This window comes from Peribacillus sp. Hz7, from assembly GCF_042136355.1.
GTDB lineage: Bacteria > Bacillota > Bacilli > Bacillales > DSM-1321 > Peribacillus > Peribacillus asahii_A.
On record NZ_JBHHJV010000024.1, the window covers coordinates 26,842 to 46,980 of the forward strand.

At 35.5% G+C, this 20,139-nt stretch carries 16 protein-coding genes and 2 pseudogenes; 16 read left to right on the forward strand and 2 right to left on the reverse strand.

Annotated elements, in window-relative coordinates; genetic code table 11:
* Positions 1-70 precede the first annotated feature (70 nt).
* The 5 genes and pseudogenes from ACE199_RS20410 to ACE199_RS20430 form a co-directional block, all read left to right on the forward strand.
* Positions 71-577, forward strand: coding sequence for a GrpB family protein (locus ACE199_RS20410; RefSeq protein ID WP_375351383.1), 507 nt, complete (start codon positions 71-73; stop codon positions 575-577).
* Positions 578-889: 312 nt separating this feature from the next.
* The gene (locus ACE199_RS20415; RefSeq protein ID WP_375351369.1) at positions 890-1,768 is read left to right on the forward strand and encodes an IS3 family transposase; all 879 of its coding nucleotides are present in this window, start codon (positions 890-892) and stop codon (positions 1,766-1,768) included.
* A 262-nt stretch (positions 1,769-2,030) separates the two neighbouring features.
* Positions 2,031-3,080 (forward strand): DUF3231 family protein, encoded by a 1,050-nt coding sequence (locus ACE199_RS20420; RefSeq protein WP_375351370.1) that lies wholly within the window; start codon positions 2,031-2,033, stop codon positions 3,078-3,080.
* A 77-nt stretch (positions 3,081-3,157) separates the two neighbouring features.
* Positions 3,158-3,718, forward strand: a complete 561-nt coding sequence (locus tag ACE199_RS20425; protein WP_375351371.1) for a hypothetical protein — start codon at positions 3,158-3,160, stop codon at positions 3,716-3,718.
* Positions 3,697-3,975: pseudogene (locus ACE199_RS20430) on the forward strand (DDE-type integrase/transposase/recombinase); the annotation flags it as partial. The gene ACE199_RS20425 and the pseudogene ACE199_RS20430, both read left to right, overlap by 22 nt.
* Positions 3,976-4,070: 95 nt before the next feature.
* Here the strand turns inward: ACE199_RS20430 and ACE199_RS20435 are convergent.
* Positions 4,071-4,646: a GNAT family N-acetyltransferase gene (locus ACE199_RS20435; protein ID WP_252289503.1), complete on the reverse strand. Its 576-nt coding sequence runs from the start codon at positions 4,644-4,646 to the stop codon at positions 4,071-4,073.
* A gap of 860 nt (positions 4,647-5,506) precedes the next feature.
* Between ACE199_RS20435 and ACE199_RS20440 the strand changes: the two genes are divergently transcribed.
* Both ACE199_RS20440 and ACE199_RS20445 read left to right on the forward strand, forming a co-directional pair.
* Positions 5,507-6,049, forward strand: a complete 543-nt coding sequence (locus ACE199_RS20440) for a CBO0543 family protein (RefSeq protein WP_375351373.1) — start codon at positions 5,507-5,509, stop codon at positions 6,047-6,049.
* A 206-nt stretch (positions 6,050-6,255) separates the two neighbouring features.
* Positions 6,256-6,741: pseudogene (locus ACE199_RS20445) on the forward strand (CBO0543 family protein); the annotation flags it as partial.
* A 306-nt stretch (positions 6,742-7,047) separates the two neighbouring features.
* On the opposite strand, the gene ACE199_RS20450 reads toward ACE199_RS20445, so the two are convergent.
* Complete coding sequence (locus ACE199_RS20450; protein ID WP_375351374.1) at positions 7,048-8,322, reverse strand: MFS transporter; 1,275 nt, start codon at positions 8,320-8,322, stop codon at positions 7,048-7,050.
* Between the two features lie 152 nt (positions 8,323-8,474).
* Between ACE199_RS20450 and ACE199_RS20455 the strand changes: the two genes are divergently transcribed.
* From ACE199_RS20455 to ACE199_RS20495, 9 genes are all read left to right on the forward strand, one after another.
* Positions 8,475-9,389 (forward strand): LysR family transcriptional regulator, encoded by a 915-nt coding sequence (locus tag ACE199_RS20455; RefSeq protein ID WP_375351375.1) that lies wholly within the window; start codon positions 8,475-8,477, stop codon positions 9,387-9,389.
* A 499-nt stretch (positions 9,390-9,888) separates the two neighbouring features.
* Complete coding sequence (locus ACE199_RS20460; RefSeq protein WP_375351376.1) at positions 9,889-10,839, forward strand: L,D-transpeptidase family protein; 951 nt, start codon at positions 9,889-9,891, stop codon at positions 10,837-10,839.
* A 395-nt stretch (positions 10,840-11,234) separates the two neighbouring features.
* The gene (locus ACE199_RS20465) at positions 11,235-11,654 is read left to right on the forward strand and encodes a MaoC/PaaZ C-terminal domain-containing protein (RefSeq protein WP_252289495.1); all 420 of its coding nucleotides are present in this window, start codon (positions 11,235-11,237) and stop codon (positions 11,652-11,654) included.
* 5 nt (positions 11,655-11,659) lie between these two features.
* The gene (locus ACE199_RS20470; protein WP_375351377.1) at positions 11,660-12,964 is read left to right on the forward strand and encodes a sigma-54 interaction domain-containing protein; all 1,305 of its coding nucleotides are present in this window, start codon (positions 11,660-11,662) and stop codon (positions 12,962-12,964) included.
* A gap of 744 nt (positions 12,965-13,708) precedes the next feature.
* Positions 13,709-14,857 (forward strand): acyl-CoA dehydrogenase family protein, encoded by a 1,149-nt coding sequence (locus ACE199_RS20475; RefSeq protein ID WP_375351378.1) that lies wholly within the window; start codon positions 13,709-13,711, stop codon positions 14,855-14,857.
* 472 nt (positions 14,858-15,329) lie between these two features.
* Positions 15,330-16,112 (forward strand): enoyl-CoA hydratase/isomerase family protein, encoded by a 783-nt coding sequence (locus ACE199_RS20480; RefSeq protein ID WP_375351379.1) that lies wholly within the window; start codon positions 15,330-15,332, stop codon positions 16,110-16,112.
* A 178-nt stretch (positions 16,113-16,290) separates the two neighbouring features.
* A complete protein-coding gene (locus ACE199_RS20485; RefSeq protein WP_252289491.1) occupies positions 16,291-16,707 on the forward strand; it encodes a MaoC family dehydratase in 417 nt (138 codons plus the stop codon).
* Between the two features lie 302 nt (positions 16,708-17,009).
* A complete protein-coding gene (locus ACE199_RS20490) occupies positions 17,010-19,088 on the forward strand; it encodes a (Fe-S)-binding protein (protein ID WP_375351380.1) in 2,079 nt (692 codons plus the stop codon).
* Between the two features lie 744 nt (positions 19,089-19,832).
* Positions 19,833-20,139, forward strand: a 307-nt coding sequence (locus tag ACE199_RS20495) for a helix-turn-helix domain-containing protein (protein WP_375351381.1), incomplete at its 3' end; no start/stop codon positions are given.

Sequence of the window (20,139 nt, forward strand, 5' to 3'; positions counted from 1 at the left end):
AACGGAGGTTAGTGTAAGAAGAAAATCGAATTTTATAAAGTGAAATAAAGAAATGGATGGAGGAATAAAATTGCTTGGATTGCCAAGAGGAAAGGTGTTTTTAGTTCCTTGGACAACTGAATGGGAAAAGGAATTTTTATTAGAGAAAGAGAGAATTCAAAATATTATTCGTGAGTATATAGTAAATGTCCATCATATTGGAAGTACAGCAGTAAAGAATTTAAGTGCAAAGCCAATTATAGATATTGCTATTGAAATTAAGGATTTTCGAGATGGTCAAAACTGTGTAGAGTTTCTAGAAAAGCTGGGATACTCTTATAAAGGGGAAAATGTATTACCTGATAGACATTATTTCAGCAAAGGTGAGCCAAGGACACATCAAATACATATGTATCAAAGTGGAAACAAATATTTACTCGAACAACTAAAATTCAGAGATTATTTAAGAAATAACGATGAATCAAGAGTTGAATATGAACGACTCAAACTTAAACTGGCAACATTAAATAAAAATAATAAGCACAAATACGCAGACAAAAAAACTGATTTCATTAAATCAACCTTAGAAAAAATTTAAAGTATTATAACTTCCTTATTGCTAACGAGGGCGTTAGTTTAAGTAGCATAAGTGTTTTTTTGAATAAGGTCTTATTTTAGTTATTCCATTAAACCAGCTAATAGTTTGTCAATATTTTTCAATAAAAACTTAAAATATTTCATGCTATAAACAGTTTAGTGAAGATGGGATGGTTGGTCTTAGAGAAAAACGTGGCAGAAAAAGTGGGTCTAGAGTCTCTTCATCTACCTTTGAAAATAACCAACAGAAAATAAAGCGATTAGAAGCTGAGAATGAACTGTTAAAAAAGCTTTTAAAGATGTGAAAGGAGGAGTGGATCTAAAGCTTAGTATTCTATTTCAAATCATTAATGATTTATCTAAACAAGCTCATTCTATACAGCTACTTTGTCATCTAGCTAAAGTATCAAGAAGTGGATACTACAAGTGGGTAAAGCGTAAAGCATTACCTTCGGAAAAGCAGATAGAGGATGAGAAGCTAAAGCAGAAAATAATAGAATGTCATCAGAAATATAAGGGCATCTATGGCTATAGAGGAATACAAATTTGGTTAAAGAGGACCTATGATATTCACATTAATCACAAAAAAGTTCAACGGTTACTAAGTGAGCTAGGTATTAAAGCAATTATCAGGAAGAAACGAATTTATTACGGTAAGAAAGAACCTTATCTGATCTCGAATAATTATTTAAATAGAGCCTTTTACGCTTCTCGCCCTAATGAAAAGTGGGTAACTGATATTACGTACCTCATTTTCAATGGACAGAAACTATACTTGTCTGCCATCAAAGACCTATATAATAACGAAGTTGTTGCGTACCAAATTAGTAGACGTAATGATTATAAACTAGTCTTGGATACTCTTAAAAAAGTCATAAAAGGAAGGAATGTAAAGGGACTTCTTCTCCATAGTGATCAAGGATACCAATACACTTCCCATAACTATAATCAGCTACTCACAAGAAATAAAATGAAAGCTAGTATGTCTAGAAAGGGCAACTGTTGGGATAACGCTAGTATGGAAAATTTCTTTAGTCATTTAAAAACAGAATGTTTTAACCTGCATACTTTTAAAACTTCGCAAGAGGTTAGAAGGGCTATTAAAGACTACATTCACTTTTATAACCACGAAAGGTTTCAAACCAAGCTAAACAACCTGACTCCTATCGAATATAGAAGTCAGGCTTCTTAACTGCGCTTATTTTTTGTGTCTACTTGACAGGGGTCAGATCAGAATAAGGATAAGCGCTCATTTTTTATTTAAGTCCCATATTTTAGAATTTTAAAAATTCCTAAATCACGGAATTTAGTATCCAATCGGATTGACGAAATCGACCTAAAACCGATACTAAAAAATAAGCCTCTATTTTTATAAAGAGGCTGTTAACTCGAATAGGACTACAGTCTATTGGTAACTTTAAACCTAATGAAACATAGAGATAAGGGGATTACTTATGACCACCGATAAAGAATTTAATCCAATGGATGTTATGAAACCAATTAATTTAAGTTCAAAAGAATTAGACGGGTCACAGCCATTTACATCGGTTGAAATCGGTAAACTTTGGGTTACCTATATGGGGAACAGTATGGCAAGTCAAATCTTGCCTTATTTTCAACAACATTGTGAGGATGAATATATTAGGACTTTACTTGAAAATGGTTTAGCCTTATCCAAAGATTTTATGCAGAGGATAGAAAATGTTTTTAAAAAGGAAAATTTCCCTATACCTGTTGGTTTTTCAAAGGATGATGTAAATCTTGGTGCCCCTCGTTTATACGAAGATGAATTTTACGTGCAATATTTAAAATATACGGCTAAGGCGGGGCTTAGTATCTATTCAGTAGCAATTCCGTTAATAATAAGAGAGGATATAAGGGAATTTTTTGTTTATGCAAATAAATGCACAGATATCCTATTAGGACAGATTAATAATGTTTTATTTGAAAAAAAATTAATTGTTAAACCTCCAAGTATTCCTACACCTGAAAAACCGGAGTTTGCTAATAAACAAAGCTATCTAAACGGTTGGTTTGGAGATGTTAGACCATTACATGCAATGGAAATTGTTCACCTTTACGATAACATTGAAAATAATATAACAAGTAAAGCGTTATTATTGGGATTTTATCAAACAGTTAAGGATGAAAAAATAAAATCATTGTTTAAAAAAGGTTTAGAAATGACTGATAAAGCAGTGAAGCAGTGTATTGAAAAGCTTCATTCAGAAAACTTACCAACACCGTCATACATTGACCATTTGGTTACAACATCCGACTATCCTCCTTTTTCTGATAAAATAATGTTATCTCATAAGTTGGACATGTTCTCTATGAAGATTAGGTCATTTGGAAACTCATTAGCGGTAAATGGAAGAAGAGATATAGGTGCATTATATGTAAGAAATATGACTAATGTTGGTGTATTTGTTGATGATGCTGCCAATATTTTAATTGATAAAGGATGGTTGGAATCACCACCAAAAGCATTTGATAGAAGTTAATTGACAATCGAATAGATTGAAAAAATCTCCATTAGCAAGCTAATTGAAAAAAGAATATAGAAAAGGAATAGAACAATGTGACGAACAGAAAAGAAGCGTTATTATGGAATATAGCACTTCCTGGATTTGTTCAATTTCTAAATGGTAAATTAATAAAAGGTATTGTGTTGGTCTTCTTGGAATTTTTAATAAATGCTAAAAGCAATTTGAACGAAGTCATTATTTCAAGTTTTCAAGTGGATATAGAAAAGGCGATTGTACAGGTGGATTCTCAATGGTTAATGTTTTATCCCTGTTTATATTTCTTTGCTATGTGGGATGCTTGGAAAGATGCTGGGGGAGGGAAGGGGAAATATTCCTTTCTTCCTTTTGTGTTTGCTGCATACTCTGTTACTAGAAAAAGAATGTATAGATTTCTTACTTCTATTGTTTTTCTTAGTGGGACGAGTATCATTTATTATTCTTTTTTTAAACCAGCAGAAATAGATTATTACAGGATTTTTTCAATTGCTTTGGGTTTATCACTAGGGGTCGCTTTTTTTGATTTGGTGGAAATGATGAAGGAACGAGGCTTATCCATGGCTCACACAACGATCATGTGTTGGGTACACCGATTCCTATCGCTATTCAAGAGTTAAAAGAAGAAAAACAGATGCCTAAAGGCATCCAACTAAGGCAAGTTAAATATCTCAACAATATCGTGGAGCAGGATCATCGCTTTATTAAAAAATGAGTTCGCCCGATGATTGGATTAAAGTCCTTACGGACTGCCAAACGAATGATTACGGGGCTAGAGGCTATGAACATGATCAAAAAAGGACAGAATCTTCAAGGGGAGAAGTCTGTCCAAAATCAAAAAGAATTCATCCATCAACTGTTTGGACTAGTTGCATAAGACCAGGGGTCACTGGAAATCTTTCGCTTTTTTATATTTTTTTCAAGTTTTTGCACCAGAACCACCAATCGATTAACTAAGTGACAATATAAAAGTCATAGGTTTTCAAATAAATTTTCATTTTTCGACTCTTTGCTAAAGGTTAGAACTTCCTCAACTGGTTGATAGGATTCACCATAAAAATGTTGATCCTTATATGTATGTATCAGATTATATGTCTTCTTCATTGCTTCAAAGATCATTTCTTCCGACTCATTATTGGGTGCCCAGTAGAGGATTTCCATTTCATTAAGCTCTTTTGTTGCAAGGGACCTTCTCTCATACCCAATGGAGTTAGCATGCTCAAATCCTTCACGTTTATAAAAATGAAGTCTTTTTTCTGAATCACTGTCTTCATAGTTAATTGGTTCTACTTCAAGTATAATCGGTTTTTCTTTTCGTTTTAGTTTTTCCAATAGTTTATGCCCGAGTCCTTCACCTCTAGCATTTTTTGAAACGAGAAGATAATCAATAAAAATAAAATTATCTAGTTCAACATACATTAGAATATGTTTAGAGCTCTCATCCTTATGATAGATATCTGAACGCTCTTCAAGTAAGGTTTCCATGTGGTCTCTTGATTTCATTTCTTCAATCGGAAAATATTGATTTAACTTTTCATACCAATGCATCGTTTACTCCTTTTTAATGTTTTTCCTTTCAAACTTTTCATGGTGAGTCTTAATAATGAAAATACTTGTCTTTATGCTGTCCATTCTTTAGCAAACAATACTAATAAACCCCTAAATTTTGTTCTAAAGGAGCTCTAAATTTTAACTTGAAGAGTATGTTATGTAGCCTGTACCTCTTTAAATTTAGTAAAAATACTATAAACAGTTCTCAGACCTGCCGCGCTTCCGCTTGTTTACCGCTGCTCACTTCGAGACTTTGCCCTCCCACAAAGGACAATTAATGAACCCTTAATAGATTTCTTTTAAATATTATTTTAATAATAGCTATTGTTTTAACACTATTAATCGCAGGGAAGGGTGACGATAATTATAGTAGCTCAACCAAAAGAAATTTTACAAATTTAACTTTAATTTATGTGGTCATTATTATCTTTGGTTTAATTGCCCTTGGTATATATTAGTCTTTTTTCTTAAAACAAATTATGTGGTTTTTCAACCTATTATTTTAATTATGAAAGATTTCCTAAATGGTAAAGGGTGGGCGAAACGTTAAAATATTATTTCTGGTATTTAAACCAAAGTAACTTTTCTTCAATAGTCACAGTTGCCATAGGTAGCTGTTTTTTTATATCGTTATTCCACAATCGGGCGCTTTCCAAGAATGGATAAGCGCTCATTTTTCATTTTAGGGCGATTTTGCTGAACAAGAATACATAATCAAAGTCGAATTTTAACAAAGAAGACTTTAAAAAATTTTAATATAGATAAATTTGAATCAAACCCCTAAAAAAGGAAACTATATAAACTAATAGCAATGGTTATATACATAATCAAGGGAGGCTATAAGAGTTAAATTCGGGGTGAAAGGTTTGGGGTTTTTAAACTATTTAACAATAATTTTTGAATTTATAGTACTGATCGTAGCGTGGCGTTTCAGCGATTGGAGAAATTGGAAAAAATATTATTCAACCGTGCTTTTTGTAATGACATTGAGTTTGACTGTTAGTCTTCTAACGTACAATAAATCATTATGGTATTTTCCTGGGACGTCATTTCTTCCTAATCATACACTTACTGATTTATTTATGGTTTATCTTTATTATCCTCCATTGATTTTAATTTATCTCTCACACTATCCTTTCAAAAAACGTTTAATTAATCAAATAAGCTATATATTACTATGGACATCGATGTGGGCAGTAGTAGAAGCATTGTGCTTACTTGTAGGATTAAATACACATCATAATGGTTGGAACATTGGGTGGTCAACTTTTATTTGGTTTTGTATGTTCATTGGCATACGGCTCCATTTTACTAGACCATTGTTAACGTGGATTCTATGCTTCATGCTTACTGTTTTTATGATTATATACTTCCATATTCCAATTACTAAATTGAAATAAAATAAGTTGATTCTCTTAGTTGTGCAATTTCAATGGGGATTTTCGGGAAATTAAAAAAGAAAAGAATTAAGGAGGGGAATGCGTATAAAATGTTAATTGATTATATAAATATTGGATTCAATATTGAATCTTTTGCCTATATTATTGTCATTATCATTGGCCTTCTGAACCTTATCTTTTTTTAAAGATTAGATAAGAAAAGATACGGTTTGTTATTTATTTTATCAGCTTTAGCTGGAAACATTTTGTGCTATATGTTTGTGAAATTTAAGTTTTATTCATTTCCGTATCTATTATTCCCTAGGATTGAAATTATGCCTGTAACTGTTGTTACACTTTTCTTTCCTATAATGGTTCTGTTATCCGTTCGCTATAGTCCAGAGAAGTGGGGATGGAAAATACCTTTCTATTGGACGATTATTCATATAGGAATGTTTTTGGAAACATGGTCATTAACAAATACTGGGCTAATTAGATATAGCTTTAAATGGGGCTTTTGGGATTCTTATACATGGTGGTGGATATATTTTTTAGTTTTTGAATGGATTGGCTGTATAATTATCCCTAGAGATTTAAGAAAGCCAATCAATATAAATCATTTCAAATTTGGTAGACTTGGTTGGGCAATTATTCATTTTGTCCTTATTTTGACTATTTTCCTTGGTGGTTATTATCTTGGTTCCTTGAAATAGACGAATTTCTAAAAACTCGTTCGAACAGATAAGATTGCTTAATGCAGACAGTCGCTTTTTAACATAGGTTAGTAAAATGCAGATATACAAGATTAAGGAAATTAAACTAAAAAACCCTAATTTCTTGGTTGCAGCACCTAGAAATTAGGGTTTATTTACTTTAGAAAAGCACCTTTTAGTAATTAAAATATAGATTCTCTTGAATACAGGATGCTTTCTAAAATATGTAAAAATTTATAAGGTAAATAATTTATCTTATACGGTAAGAGGAAAGTAAATACGTGAGTTTTAGCTTCCTCTACAGCGCTATACATTCATTATTCCTTTTTTAGCTAATTGACTCGAATGTTGTTTTTTAATAATAATGACAAATAAGCTTGCTAATAAACAGAAAACTCCTGCCAAGAAGAATGCCCAAGTGTAAGTGTTGAAAAATTTATAGATTAGACCCCCTCCATATGCAGCTACTGCAGCACCTGCCTGATGAGATGCATAAATCCAACCGTAAATGATTCCACTTTTATTAGTGCCGAAGATTTGTCTTGAGATACCAATAGTTGGTGGAACAGTTGCAATCCAATCTAATCCATAAAACACCGTAAAGATAACTAGCATAGTAGTGGAACCTTCAGTTAATGCATAAGGAAGTAAGACAAGAGAAGCCCCTCTTAAACTATAGTACCAAAATAATAGCCATCGATTATCGAAACGATCTGACAGCCAACCGGATAGAGTTGTTCCTACTAGATTAAAGATTCCCATAAATGAAAGAAACGAAGCTGCTGTAACTAAAGGTATTCCAAAACTTATACAGTAAGAAACAAAATGTGTACCAATTAAACCGCTCGTTGAAAGCCCACAAATAAAGAAACTACCAGATAATAACCAAAATTCCTTCACTTTCACAGCTTCGAATAAACCATTGAAGGCTACAACAATAGGGTTTTCCTTTTGTCCTTCATGGCTCTCTTGTATTTCTTCTTCAAGTCCATATGGAGGAATACCAACATCCTTTGGTGTGTTTTTCATAAATAAAAAGATTATGATAAGCATGGTGAAACTAAGGATCATAATTAAACCAATGGCCCAGCGCCACGAATACTGATCGATAATAGCCGCTAAGACAGGAAGTAGAATTAACTGACCTGTCGCTGTACTTGCCGTTAATATTCCTACTGCAAGACCTCTTCTTTTCTCAAACCAATGATTCGCTACATATGGACTTAATACCGTTAAAAAAAGACTTGATCCCAGCCCGATAATTAAGCCCCAAATGATAATCATCTGCCAAGATTGATTCATAATGAAGGTTAGTATGATACCTGTCAGCAAAGTTGTCATAGAAACGATCATCATTTTCTTTAAGCCAATCACATTAAGTAATGCTGCCATAAAAGGACCTGATATACCAAATAAAAACATACTAATGGCAAAAGCGAGTGCAATAACAGATCGATCCCAGCCAAATTCCTTTTCGAAAGGATCTATGAAAACCCCGGATGATGACATGACAATTCCGGCTACAATAATGGAGAAAAATGTTATGGCAAGAATAAACCAGCTATAGTGTATACGTTTCAAAACGCAACCACCTCCGTTGTCTTCATATAAATAGCCTCCTGTTTTTTCTTAATATTAACTTGTGGCTAATCATTAGTAAAATTGAAGTTTATGAAACTATTCATTGATTTTTTTGATACTATAGAAGTAAGAGTAAAATAAAGGTGGGTGAAATGATGGAAATACGCCATTTTGTTACGTTTAAAAAGGTCATTGAAACGGGTAGCTTCACACAAGCAGCAGAGCATTTAGGTTACACTCAATCCACGGTGACTTCTCATATTCAGGCACTTGAAGAGCATTTAGGTGCACCTCTGTTTGATCGGATGGGTCGAAAGATAAGATTAACTGAAATTGGTAATAAGTTGTTACCTTATACACAAGATATTTTAGATACTTATGGAAAAATTGAAAGCATTACCAGTGAGGAAAAGGATATTAGAGGGACATTAAAGATTGCGGCTCCTGAGTCTCTAACAGTATTCCGCCTAGAACCAATATTAAAAGAATATCGAAAGAAATTTCCTCATGTAAGCATCCGTTTAAGTAACGCCTCTTGCGGAGATAACAAGAAAGCCATAATGAATGGTAGTGCAGATGTTGCGTTTGTTATGTTGCCACAGTTTGAGGATTTGGATTTAGTCATCCATCCGTTAATGAACGAACCGATTGTTCTTGTTGGAAGTCCTGACTGTTCGCTGAATATTTTAGATAAAAGCTACGAAAATCAAAAGATAAGCGAGTGTTTGATTGTGAACGAGAAAGAAGGTAGTTATCGAAGAATATTTGAAGAGTTCCTACGTGATAGAGGGATTGTACCTTCCAACATCATGGAGCTTTGGAGTATTGAGGCCATAAAGCGTTCTGTAATGAGTGGGCTTGGTATTGCTTATTTACCTTTAATGACAGTAAATGATGAAATCGAGGCAGGAAGGTTAAAAATTATTCCTTGCGACGCTGATTTAAAACAGATATACTCCCAAGTCGTTTATCACAAAAACAAATGGATTTCCCCAGCTTTATCAATGTTTATCGATATTACTTTGAAACATGCAAGAGACTGGTCATGTGCGGAGACTACTTGTTGAGCGAACATGTATATGTCCCTTTTTACTTACATTTATGCAAAAGTACTGTATAAAAGATAGTTTAGAAAATTGACAGACGCCAAAACTTAATATGACGGAAAGAAGCATAATCAAATGAACTGATTAAAATCGTCTCCTTTTGGGGCGATTTTTTTTTGCTGAAAACGCAGGGGAAAATTGTGTTTTATTGTTCTATATTAAGAACTGATGGTATACTTTTATATAATGTAAAAAAATGTAAATTTTAAAAATGTATCGAAAATCAATCTAAGTGTTAGGACATTTTATATAAACAGAGTAGCCACTCCCGAGAAAGCAAGAAAATAAGCTAAGTAAACAAGTTAAGGAGGAAAAGTGTTTCATTTACATTTGGAGCAATTTGTGAGTCATCGATCTGCTTTAAAACAAGGTTGAGTGTGTAAACAATATAGCCGGGGCTCATTTTATCGCCGGCAAACTCTTTATGCACCGGCATTAAAAGAAGCAGGAGGCGGGAAAGATGAATAAAGCTCAAAATCGCTACATGCGTGTAAGAAAGGCTAAATCACAAGCAAAGCAGAAGCAATCGAGTAGAAGGTTGCTGGCTTTACTAATCTTTTTCTCTTGTTTATTTTTTTTGTATACTGCATTTGTTTTAAATCATTATTTTTTTCACTTTACAGATATGTTCACGGAAGAAAACGCTGTCGATGCGTCTACAGCGATACATGATTCTACACCTGGGTACAAGAAGAAAAACGCTTCACAGCAGGAGACTAACATTGCTCAAAAAGACGGTGCATTGCTGCCGGTTGATGTAACAAATTTCAAGCATATAGAATGGCTCGTTGTAAACAGCGCAATTGTGCATTTTTATCAAGCAAAAAAGCGCTATCCTGTTTCGCTTGAGGAGTTAGTGAGTCCTTATCCGAATAACTGGATTTCGTATGTTCCTAAAGGAATTACGTATAAGCGAACGGGCCGAAGCTATACTCTTCTTTTAGCAGGTACTTCTCTTGATGCTCGAAAAGAACTAGTGGAAATCCTCATTTATCCGAGTGTGCACAAATTGGCACTTTCATTTCATGGCAGAACGATTGCTGTTTACCCTATAGCTACAGGAAAAAAAGGAATGCCGTTTTCATCTTCATATGTAACAGAAAGAGTGGTGGAACCGAATGGTCCAGGCTCTCCGTTTGGCACAAGAGGGATTGTACTCGAACAAGAAGTAGCCATACATGGAACAAACAAGCCTTCTTCGGCCGGAAGAAGTGTGTCAGCAGGCTGCTTCCGCTTGTTGAATCACCATATTGAAGAATTGTATCCATTTGTCCCAAAAGGAACTCTTTTAAAAATATTAGACGATGCTCCCGCTGCTTCATCCTTGCCTGAAGGAATTCCGCTTGTGTTAACAGGGGAATCACTTGAAAGTGAAAAAAATCCGGGTGTCAGGTACAAGTGGCGAGGATAATGAAAGAGGGAATTACATTGTGCTTCGTGTACAACATGTTGGTGGTACGCCTTATACAAGTAAGCTTAATGTACGCTACCTAGTAGTGTGCATTTTTTTATGAATAGTTTTTCGCAAAAACGATTCGCAATTATGCGAAAAATTATCACTTTTGCGAGATTATCTGAATCTAGGTCTTTTTTTATAAAGGATACTTGTTGGTATGAAACTTGCAATATGATTAAGCAAGAGAAGCAATGTTCCGTTCAATATATCAATCACAAAACAACATGATTGTTCTACGTTTAAGTATTGGACAGATAAAACGAGAATGGAGAGATGCAAATGAAAATCTATGTGATTATGAAACTTACTTTTGATACAGCAGAAAAGTCTGTGAATAAAGGAGAGTATAAATGAACTTATCTACTTCGGAATTGTTTATCGGACAAATAGCCCGTTTGCGACGGATATTTACAGAAGACGATGTTCAACAATGCAATGAATTAACAAAAGATTTTAATCCAATCTATCAACGAAATGAGGATAGTTGGAAGAATCGTTATTCGCAGCCGATTGTTCCTGGAATGTTGGTGGAGGGATTAGTTACCCAAGTGATTACCGATAAACTTCCGGGACGTGCTTGTGTATTGCTGCAAAAAGAGATGATTTATTATCATCCGGTACATGCCGGAGATGTCATTACCGCTGAATTGACGATTATTGATGTTAATCTTGAAAGAAATTGGGTTACGCAAAAGGTTACATGCTTCAATCAAAATGGAACCGAGGTAATTAAAGGACAAGTTGTTCTTTTTGTATTATCGGAAAGGTGATTGATATGGAGAAGACGATAAATTTACTAGAAGACTGGGGACACATTGAAGTTGATGGCAGCGGGCGACTGATTCACCTCAGCCCAGATTTTTGTGAAAACTTTTCGATAAATAAGAGTGCTTACTTAGGGGCTCCAATTTATGATGTAATCCATGGAATGTATGGCCGAAGGCGTAAAAAAGTCTTCTTCGGTGTTATTTCCGGGATTAATTGTTTAATTAGAGTGATGAAACAGAATCAACAGGAGATTTATCGGGTGATAGCCCGTGATGGAGATATTGAGCATCATGAAATGGTATCGTTCATGCATGCGATTGATGTAGCTAAAATGAACAAAAAAAAGCCCCACCAAAACAAATACAGCTTTGAGGAAATTATTGGGGATAGTATGGCAATGAAGGAGGCTAAAGAATTAGCCATTCGAATTGCGACTAGTAATTCAACGGTGCTGCTGACAGGGGAAAGTGGGACGGGAAAGGAATTATTCGCTCAAGCGATTCATGGTATAAGCAGAAGGAAAAACAATCCTTTTATTGCAGTAAATTGTGCAGCTATCCCGGGGGAATTATTTGAATCAGAGCTTTTTGGCTATGAACCCGGAGCATTTAGTGGAGCAAGAAAGGAAGGAAAACCTGGAAAGTTTGAATTAGCTATGAATGGTACCCTTTTTCTTGATGAAATATCAGAACTTCCTTATGAAGCACAAGGAAAGCTGCTCCGTGTGCTTCAGGAAAAAGAGGTTGAGCGCATTGGAGGAACCGTTAGTAAAAATATCGATATCCGTATTATTGCAGCAACGAATCGTGACTTAGGAAAACTTGTTGAGGAAGGGAAGTTTAGGCAGGATTTATTTTATCGACTTTATGTCTTCGATTTAACAATTCCTTCACTTCGGGAGAGAAAAGAGGATCTCCTATCATTAGCTCATTATTTTATCGATTTTTTTAATGAGAGGTTTGATCTGGACGTTAAATTCATTGATTCCAAGCTTCAAGAGTGGATCTTGAACTATGAATGGCCAGGAAATGTTCGTGAATTAAAGGCCTTTATTGAAAGGGGTATGAATATTGTTGAAGGAGATACCCTTTCGATGAATACGATCTATTTTTCACGCCAGATGTCTACCAATCCAACAAATAGGGAAATTACGCCTCTGCAAAGTTTAGAGGAAGAAGTGAGAAGTGCAGAGATAAACGCAATCCAACGAGCTTTACAAGAAGCGAATGGTGATCGAACTCTAGCTGCTCAAAAGCTAAAAATACATATTGCCAGCTTGTATCGAAAAATAGCTAAGTACAATCTGAAATAATACTATATTTGCACACTACTCAGTAGTGTGTATTTTTTGTATCAGAATTTGTAATTGCGATAGGAAGAACACTGGAAGAACTAGAGGAAATGAAGTTGATTTTACACCAGCTTGAAAAAGGATCTGTAGAATGAGGTGAAAGAAACAAAAGCGACTGTCATTATTATAACCAATCTCGGATGTCTACTTCAAATGAAAGTAGGGATTGAGCGAGAAAATTTATCTTCATCTTATTGAATATTTAGCGGATGCTGCTGGAATAAGGTAAGGATATTTCTGTATGTATTGATGACTACAGTGCACTCGTCAACATCAACAGTGTATTCAAATAAACATTTTTATGTCGGATTAACAAGTTGAACATATATAGAGTCAACTTGCTGTGACTGGAAAACATAATATTCTTATTTGAAATGGAGCTTATCAGATGGCTTTTTTTGTTTAATTTAAGGATCTTGTGCAGGAAGTTGTTGGTTTTTGGCTTAATCATGTAAAAACATGTTCGCATGGAGATGGGCGAATATGAGTTGAAACTTGTTTTTTCAACAATTATCGTGTGATTCAAAAATGAAATGTTGATTCATTTTTGAAACGCGAGAACCTGCTAGTAATCTATATGGTTGATTTAAATATAAATCGACAAAGAATAAGTGGTAAGTAAAATCTGATAAAGGTAAGCAATGTCCTTTTGGCACACTTTTTGCATTATGTATATAGTATTCCAAATTATTAGGGGGAATTGACATGTTTACGACAGTAAATCCAGAAATTGAGCAAATTAGACAAATGGTAAGAAACTTTGTAGAAAATGAAGTAGAGCCGTTCGCACAGCAAATTGAAGAAGAGGATAGAATTCCTGAGCATTTAATCGCGCAAGCAAAAGAACTTGGATTATTCGGAATGAGTATCCCTGAAGAATACGGTGGAATTGGATTAGGAATGGTTGGAAAGGCTGCGGTTTTGGAGCAGTTAGGAAGAACACATAACGGATTTGCGACGTTGATTAGTGCCCATACAGGTATTGGAAGTACAGGGCTAGTTCGCTTAGCTTCTCCATTTCTAAAGGATAAATATTTACCGGAGCTTGCGACAGGCAGAAAGACAGCGGCATTTGCTTTATCTGAGCCAGGTGCAGGATCAGACGCAACGAATTTATCGACAAGAGCAGAAAAGGTAGGGAATAAATGGATTCTAAACGGAACAAAGCATTTTATTACAAATGCACCGATTGCTGATGTCTTTACGGTTTTTGCACTGACAGATAAAGATAAAAGAGCAAAAGGTGGAATTACTGCTTTTCTAGTAGAAAAAGATTTTCCTGGTTTTACGATTGGTAAAAAAGACAAAAAAATGGGGCTGCGTGGTTCGTATACGGCACAATTAATCTTCGAAAATTGTGAAGTTCCAGAGGAAAACGTTATCGGTGAAGTCGGAATGGGGTACATGGCCGCTTTAAAAATTCTTAGTGAAGGCCGCATTGGGCTAGCCGCAAGAGCAGTTGGATCTTCTGAAAAACTAATTGAATTATCGGCTTCCTATGCGAAGGAAAGAATTCAATTTGGAAAACCGATTGCTTCGAACCAAGCGATTCAATGGATGTTAGCGGATATGGCAACGGAAACAGAAGCGGCAAGAAATTTAATGCTAAAAGCGGCACATATGGTCGATGAAGGGAAAAAAGTAGTGAAAGAGTCTTCTATGGCTAAATTGTTTGCCTCAGATGTCTTTAATCGAGTGGCAGATAAAGCGGTTCAAATTCATGGTGGAATGGGATATGTATCCGATTATCCAGTGGAGCGTTTTTATCGCGATGCCCGCATTACACAAATTTATGAAGGAACAAATGAGATCCAAAGATTGATCATTTCTAGAAACGTGCTTGACGAAAATTAATATGCCTTTGCTGCACTAGGTTTTGCGAGTCTCGTTTGGTTTGTTGCTTTTCAATTTTAGCTCTAAGTTCGTTGATTCCGTTCGTCGTGCTGAGAAAGAATATTCATTTTTGCTTCGCAGTTTTGAGAAAATTATCAATTTTGCGAAAGAATTAGGGTTTTGGCCCATCCTTTCCAAGGATACTTGTTGGCATGAAACCTGCATTATTAATAAGCGAGGAGGGATTTACATTATTTAATTTTCATTTACAGAAGAACAAGAGTATTTTCGAAAAAATGATAAAGGAATTTGCCAAACTAGAAAAAATGGGACAGAGAAGGGATCACTCCAAGACATGTGTAGAAGAAGCTAGGTGAAATGGGTGTTAGTGATGCTCGAATAATTATGAGAATTTACGAAGGGATACCTGAAATTTAAAAGAAGATTATTTCCGTCCAATTACATCGGAAATATCAATAATGAGGAGGAATTCATGATGGTCTATCAAAATCTATTGCTTGAAAAGGAAAATCAGATTGGCATTATTAAAATTAATCGTCCTGAAGTAAGAAATGCCCTGAATAATCAAACGGTTACGGAAATCTTATCTGCATTGGAAGAGTTAGAGAATGATAAGGAAATAGGAGTTATTGTTTTTACCGGAGTTGGTGATAAGGCATTTGCAGCGGGAGCTGATATTAACCAGCTTACGACTAGGAAATCAATCGATGCATTCAATAATGGAAGTATGACCGAAGTGTATCGTCGCATTGAAAATAGTAAAAAGGCAACCATTGCCGCCATTAATGGGTTTGCTCTTGGTGGTGGAAGCGAATTGGCAATGAGCTGTGATATTCGGATGGCATCTGATAATGCAAAATTCGGTTTACCTGAGTTGAATTTATCGGTTATCCCGGGTGCTGGCGGGACGCAGCGATTAACGAGAATCATCGGTAAGGGTCGAGCGATGAATATGATTTTAACAGGGGAATTCATTTCCGCGAGTGAGGCGAAAGCGATTGGTTTAGTGTCAGACGTGGTTCCATTAGAGGAATTGATGGATGCTGTCTGTGAAAAGGCTGAACGAATATTGGCAAAAGGACCGCTTGCTGTTCAAATGGCTAAGCTTGTTGTTAATCGAGGTTTTGAGGTTGATATGGATACCGGATTACTGATTGAAACCTTAGCCCAAGCCTTTTTGTATGGAACAGAAGACAAGGTAGAAGGAACGAAAGCTTTTCTTGAAAAAAGACAGGCATCGTTTTCAGGGAGCTAAATGGAGAAACGGACTTTATTCACTTAATCTTCTTTGTCAGAAGACGAGCCTCAGATGAGTCAGTAAAAGCAATCAATGTAAAAGCGTTGTAGGATTTGCTGGCTTCTTTTGTACAAAAAATAGGGCTGAAAAGATTGCAATATATAACTCTTATAAAAATAAAAGGAGATGTTTATTAATGATAAAAGAACTAACGTACAACGATATTCAAGTAGGGGATATGGAATTTTTCACTAAAACTATTACAGATTCTGATATAACTCAATTTGCTGGGCTGACTGGCGATATTAACCCGATTCACCTTGATGAGGAGTTTGCTAAGGAAACACCTTTTAAAGAAAGAATTGCCCACGGCTTTTTAACAGGTAGTTTTATTTCTACAGTTATTGGAACGAAGTTACCTGGAGTGAATTCTATCTATTTGTCCCAAAACTTAAAGTTTACTGCTCCTGTTAAAATTGGGGATACGATTAAGGCAACTGTTGAGGTAGTCGAAAAAAGGGATGATAAGAAAATTATTAAGTTAAAAACACAAGTATTGAATCAGCACCAGAAGATGGTGGTAGATGGAGAAGCAGTCGTTATGAAACTATAGAAAGTAAGGAGAACTAGGATAGGGATTCCCTCAAGTAATCGGTAAACATGAAATAGAAACGGCAGAGAGGGAATATTTCATTTAATAGTTCAATCACAGGACAACATAATTGTTTTACGTTAGCAAGTATCCAAGATTGGATACATATATCCAACGAAAATGGACAGATGCAAATGAATATCTACGTGATTATGCGGAGGAATTCAAGAAAACCATGATTGGCACAGGAGTTTAATATTGCAATGGGAGGAATTCACTTCCTCCTATTTACTTCAAAAGTTTGTCATTGGAGGGACGAGAGAATGTTATCATTGTTGAATTTACTTGTTTTCCTAGCTGTGGCTGGATATGCAGCCTATTTGTTTGTCAATCTTGTATACACCCGTTATTTATTTATCAAGCTTGGCAAAAAAGCTGAGTTTGAACCAAACCTTAAAGAACGAATCAATCTGATATTAATCAATGGTTTTGGTCAGTCCAAATTATTTAAAGACAAGAAAAGCGGTTTGATGCATCTAGTCTTATTTTATACCTTTTTTATCATTCAAATAGGACTCATAGAACTTATCATAAAAGGATTTATTAAAGGCTATGAATTTCCTTTTGGTGAAGGGCATAAATATTTCAGTCTTCTGCAGGAGTGGGCTACATTCCTTATGCTGTTAGCTGTCGTATATGGATTTTACCGCCGTTATGGGGAAAAGTTAAAGCGATTGCAATGGAAGCGTGATGGCAAAGCTGCTTTTGTCTATATCGCTTTATGTACGCTAACCTTATCCATCTTGCTTACATTAGGATTCGAAGTAATTATGTTAGATCATGAACCGAATCTGGCTTATGCCCCATTTTCTGGTGCTATTGCGTTATTATTTTCTGGCATCGGATCAACCGCAGGAACTGTGTTGTTCTATGTATTTTGGTGGGTTCATATGTTAACGGTCTTCACATTTCTGGTGTTTGTCCCACAGTCCAAGCAATTTCATGAGTTATTTGCCATGGTCAATATCTTCTTTAAGAAAAGCGGACCAGTTGGTAAATTGAAGAAGATTAATTTTGAGGATGAGACAGCTGAAGAGTTTGGTGTCGGGAAAATTGAGAATTTTACTCAGCATCAGCTGATTGATCTGTATGCATGTGCAGAATGTGGACGATGCACCAATATGTGCCCCGCTTCAGGAACGGGAAAAACGTTATCTCCAATGGATCTGATTGTGAAGATGAGGAATCACTTGACAGAAAAAGGAGCAGCGGTTACTTCTAGAGAACCGTGGATGCCGGCTTTTGCTTTTAAAAGCACAAAAGGGAATCAATTAGCTTTAGCTGAGGCTGGGTTTCAGGAAGTAGCAGCAGCGAGCGAAGGTGTGAGTTTAATTGGAGATGTCATTACAGAAGAAGAGATTTGGGCATGTACGACATGTCGTAACTGTGAAGATCAATGCCCGGTGATGAATGAGCATGTAGATAAAATTATCGATCTACGCCGTTATCTTGTCTTAACAGAAGGAAAAATGAATCCTGATGCTCAGCGTGCAATTACAAATATCGAACGGCAGGGAAATCCGTGGGGACTTAATCGAAAAGAACGTGGAGATTGGCGTGAAGGACGCGAAGATATTCATGTTCCAACTGTTAAAGAAATGGAGAAGTCTGGAGAAGAGTTTGAATATTTATTCTTTGTTGGCTCCATGGGTTCCTATGATAACCGTAGTCAAAAGATTGCCCAGTCATTTGCTCGTATCATGAATGCAGCAGACATTTCCTTTGCTATTCTAGGAAATAAAGAGAAAAATTCAGGTGATACGCCACGAAGGCTTGGAAATGAATTTTTATTTCAGGAATTGGCTAATGCCAATATTGAAACATTCCAAAAGCATAATGTGAAGAAAATCGTAACGATGGATCCACATGCCTATAATACATTGAAAAATGAGTACCCGGAATTTGGTCTTGAAGCAGAAGTATATCATCATACAGAATTGCTGGATCAATGGATTAAAGAAGGGAAAATAAAATTCACAAAAGAATTAAATGAGGTAATCACTTACCATGACTCCTGTTATTTAGGGCGCTACAATGATGTATACGACCCGCCACGGGAAATATTAAAAGCGATTCCGGGTGTAAAACTTGTTGAAGCTGGCCGCAACCGCGAAAATGCTATGTGCTGTGGAGCTGGCGGTGGTATGATGTGGACGGAAGAGAATACTGGAACACGGATTAACATTGCAAGAACAGAACAACTTCTTGAGACAAAACCAACAATGATTGGAAGTGGTTGTCCATACTGCTTAACGATGATTAGTGATGGGGTAAAGGCAAAAGAGGTTGAGGAGACAGTAGAAAACTATGACATCGTTGAAATTTTGGAAAAAGCATTGTGATTTATACAATGATAAACTTAATTAAGTAAGAAAAGAACTTAAGAAAATAGATCATGCCAGGGAGTTTATCGGGTATGATCTATTTTTTTCTACTATTAAACTCTCAGTTTAGCGAGAATTTTAGGATTTTGGTGTATGTTTGGTTAGTATGGAACTTGCCCTATTAATTACTAACCGAGGCGCTGATAGAGTAGATTTAGAGCATTTTTATATTCCTTCCAGACCGATGTTCTGAGGGGATTTTTTTGTTACAGAGATTGAACTATTTACACGGAAATAAACATTGTAAAAATGAGTGAAGCATCATTTTGAAAGATATGTTAAATAATTTTTTAGCGACTCCAGTCTTGAATATCTTTTAATTTTAGGGTCTTTTTTCGTTTCTTTCGTGATATTTATTATTTTAAATGAGATAAATTGATTAATTCAAAGTAAATTAGGAGGGAGAATTATGAGAAAGCTATAGTTTATCAAAAAAATAGGCGAGAATACCCCTTCCTCAAGGAATGTGAAGGGTGATAGCCCAATGAGTAGGGAGGGGATGAATCGCCTTCTGATTGGGATGGCTTACTTGCCATCTCGATTGTCCGACTGTTGGTTGAATCATAAGAAAATGACGATGATAGGAGTACCATCCTTTTTGTCCTTCTGATTAGTGACTATTTCAAAAAAAGGGAACTGATGTTTGTGTCCTTGGGTTTGTATATGGTATAATAAGGTAAATGGTGAAGAAGGTGTTCAACCATGTTCATCCACAAAGCCTTTAAATTTCACTTATACCCTAATCAGAAGCAAATGGAACTCATCCATAAGACGATTGGTTGTTCAAGATTTGTCTTTAATCTCTTTCTTGGTAAACAGAAAGAAAAAGACGCTTACTGGTCTATCACAGAAGAAATGAAGCAGAATGGTCAACTTTCCTCAAATCATTGGAAAGGGGACTATTTGAATAAATATGAAACCATCAAAGAACTTCCAGAATTAAAGAAACAGTATTCTTTTTTGAAAGAAGTGGATAGTATCGCTTTGCAAAAATCGGTTGAAAACTTAG

Bases quoted from the DNA above. Each gene is read 5' to 3' on its own strand.
- ACE199_RS20420 (WP_375351370.1), top strand. From the start codon at position 2,031: ATGACCACCGATAAAGAATTTAATCCAATGGATGTTATGAAACCAATT.
- ACE199_RS20435 (WP_252289503.1), bottom strand. From the start codon at position 4,646: ATGCATTGGTATGAAAAGTTAAATCAATATTTTCCGATTGAAGAAATG.
- ACE199_RS20455 (WP_375351375.1), top strand. From the start codon at position 8,475: ATGATGGAAATACGCCATTTTGTTACGTTTAAAAAGGTCATTGAAACG.
- ACE199_RS20460 (WP_375351376.1), top strand. From the start codon at position 9,889: ATGAATAAAGCTCAAAATCGCTACATGCGTGTAAGAAAGGCTAAATCA.
- ACE199_RS20465 (WP_252289495.1), top strand. From the start codon at position 11,235: ATGAACTTATCTACTTCGGAATTGTTTATCGGACAAATAGCCCGTTTG.
- ACE199_RS20470 (WP_375351377.1), top strand. From the start codon at position 11,660: ATGGAGAAGACGATAAATTTACTAGAAGACTGGGGACACATTGAAGTT.
- ACE199_RS20475 (WP_375351378.1), top strand. From the start codon at position 13,709: ATGTTTACGACAGTAAATCCAGAAATTGAGCAAATTAGACAAATGGTA.
- ACE199_RS20480 (WP_375351379.1), top strand. From the start codon at position 15,330: ATGATGGTCTATCAAAATCTATTGCTTGAAAAGGAAAATCAGATTGGC.
- ACE199_RS20485 (WP_252289491.1), top strand. From the start codon at position 16,291: ATGATAAAAGAACTAACGTACAACGATATTCAAGTAGGGGATATGGAA.
- ACE199_RS20490 (WP_375351380.1), top strand. From the start codon at position 17,010: ATGTTATCATTGTTGAATTTACTTGTTTTCCTAGCTGTGGCTGGATAT.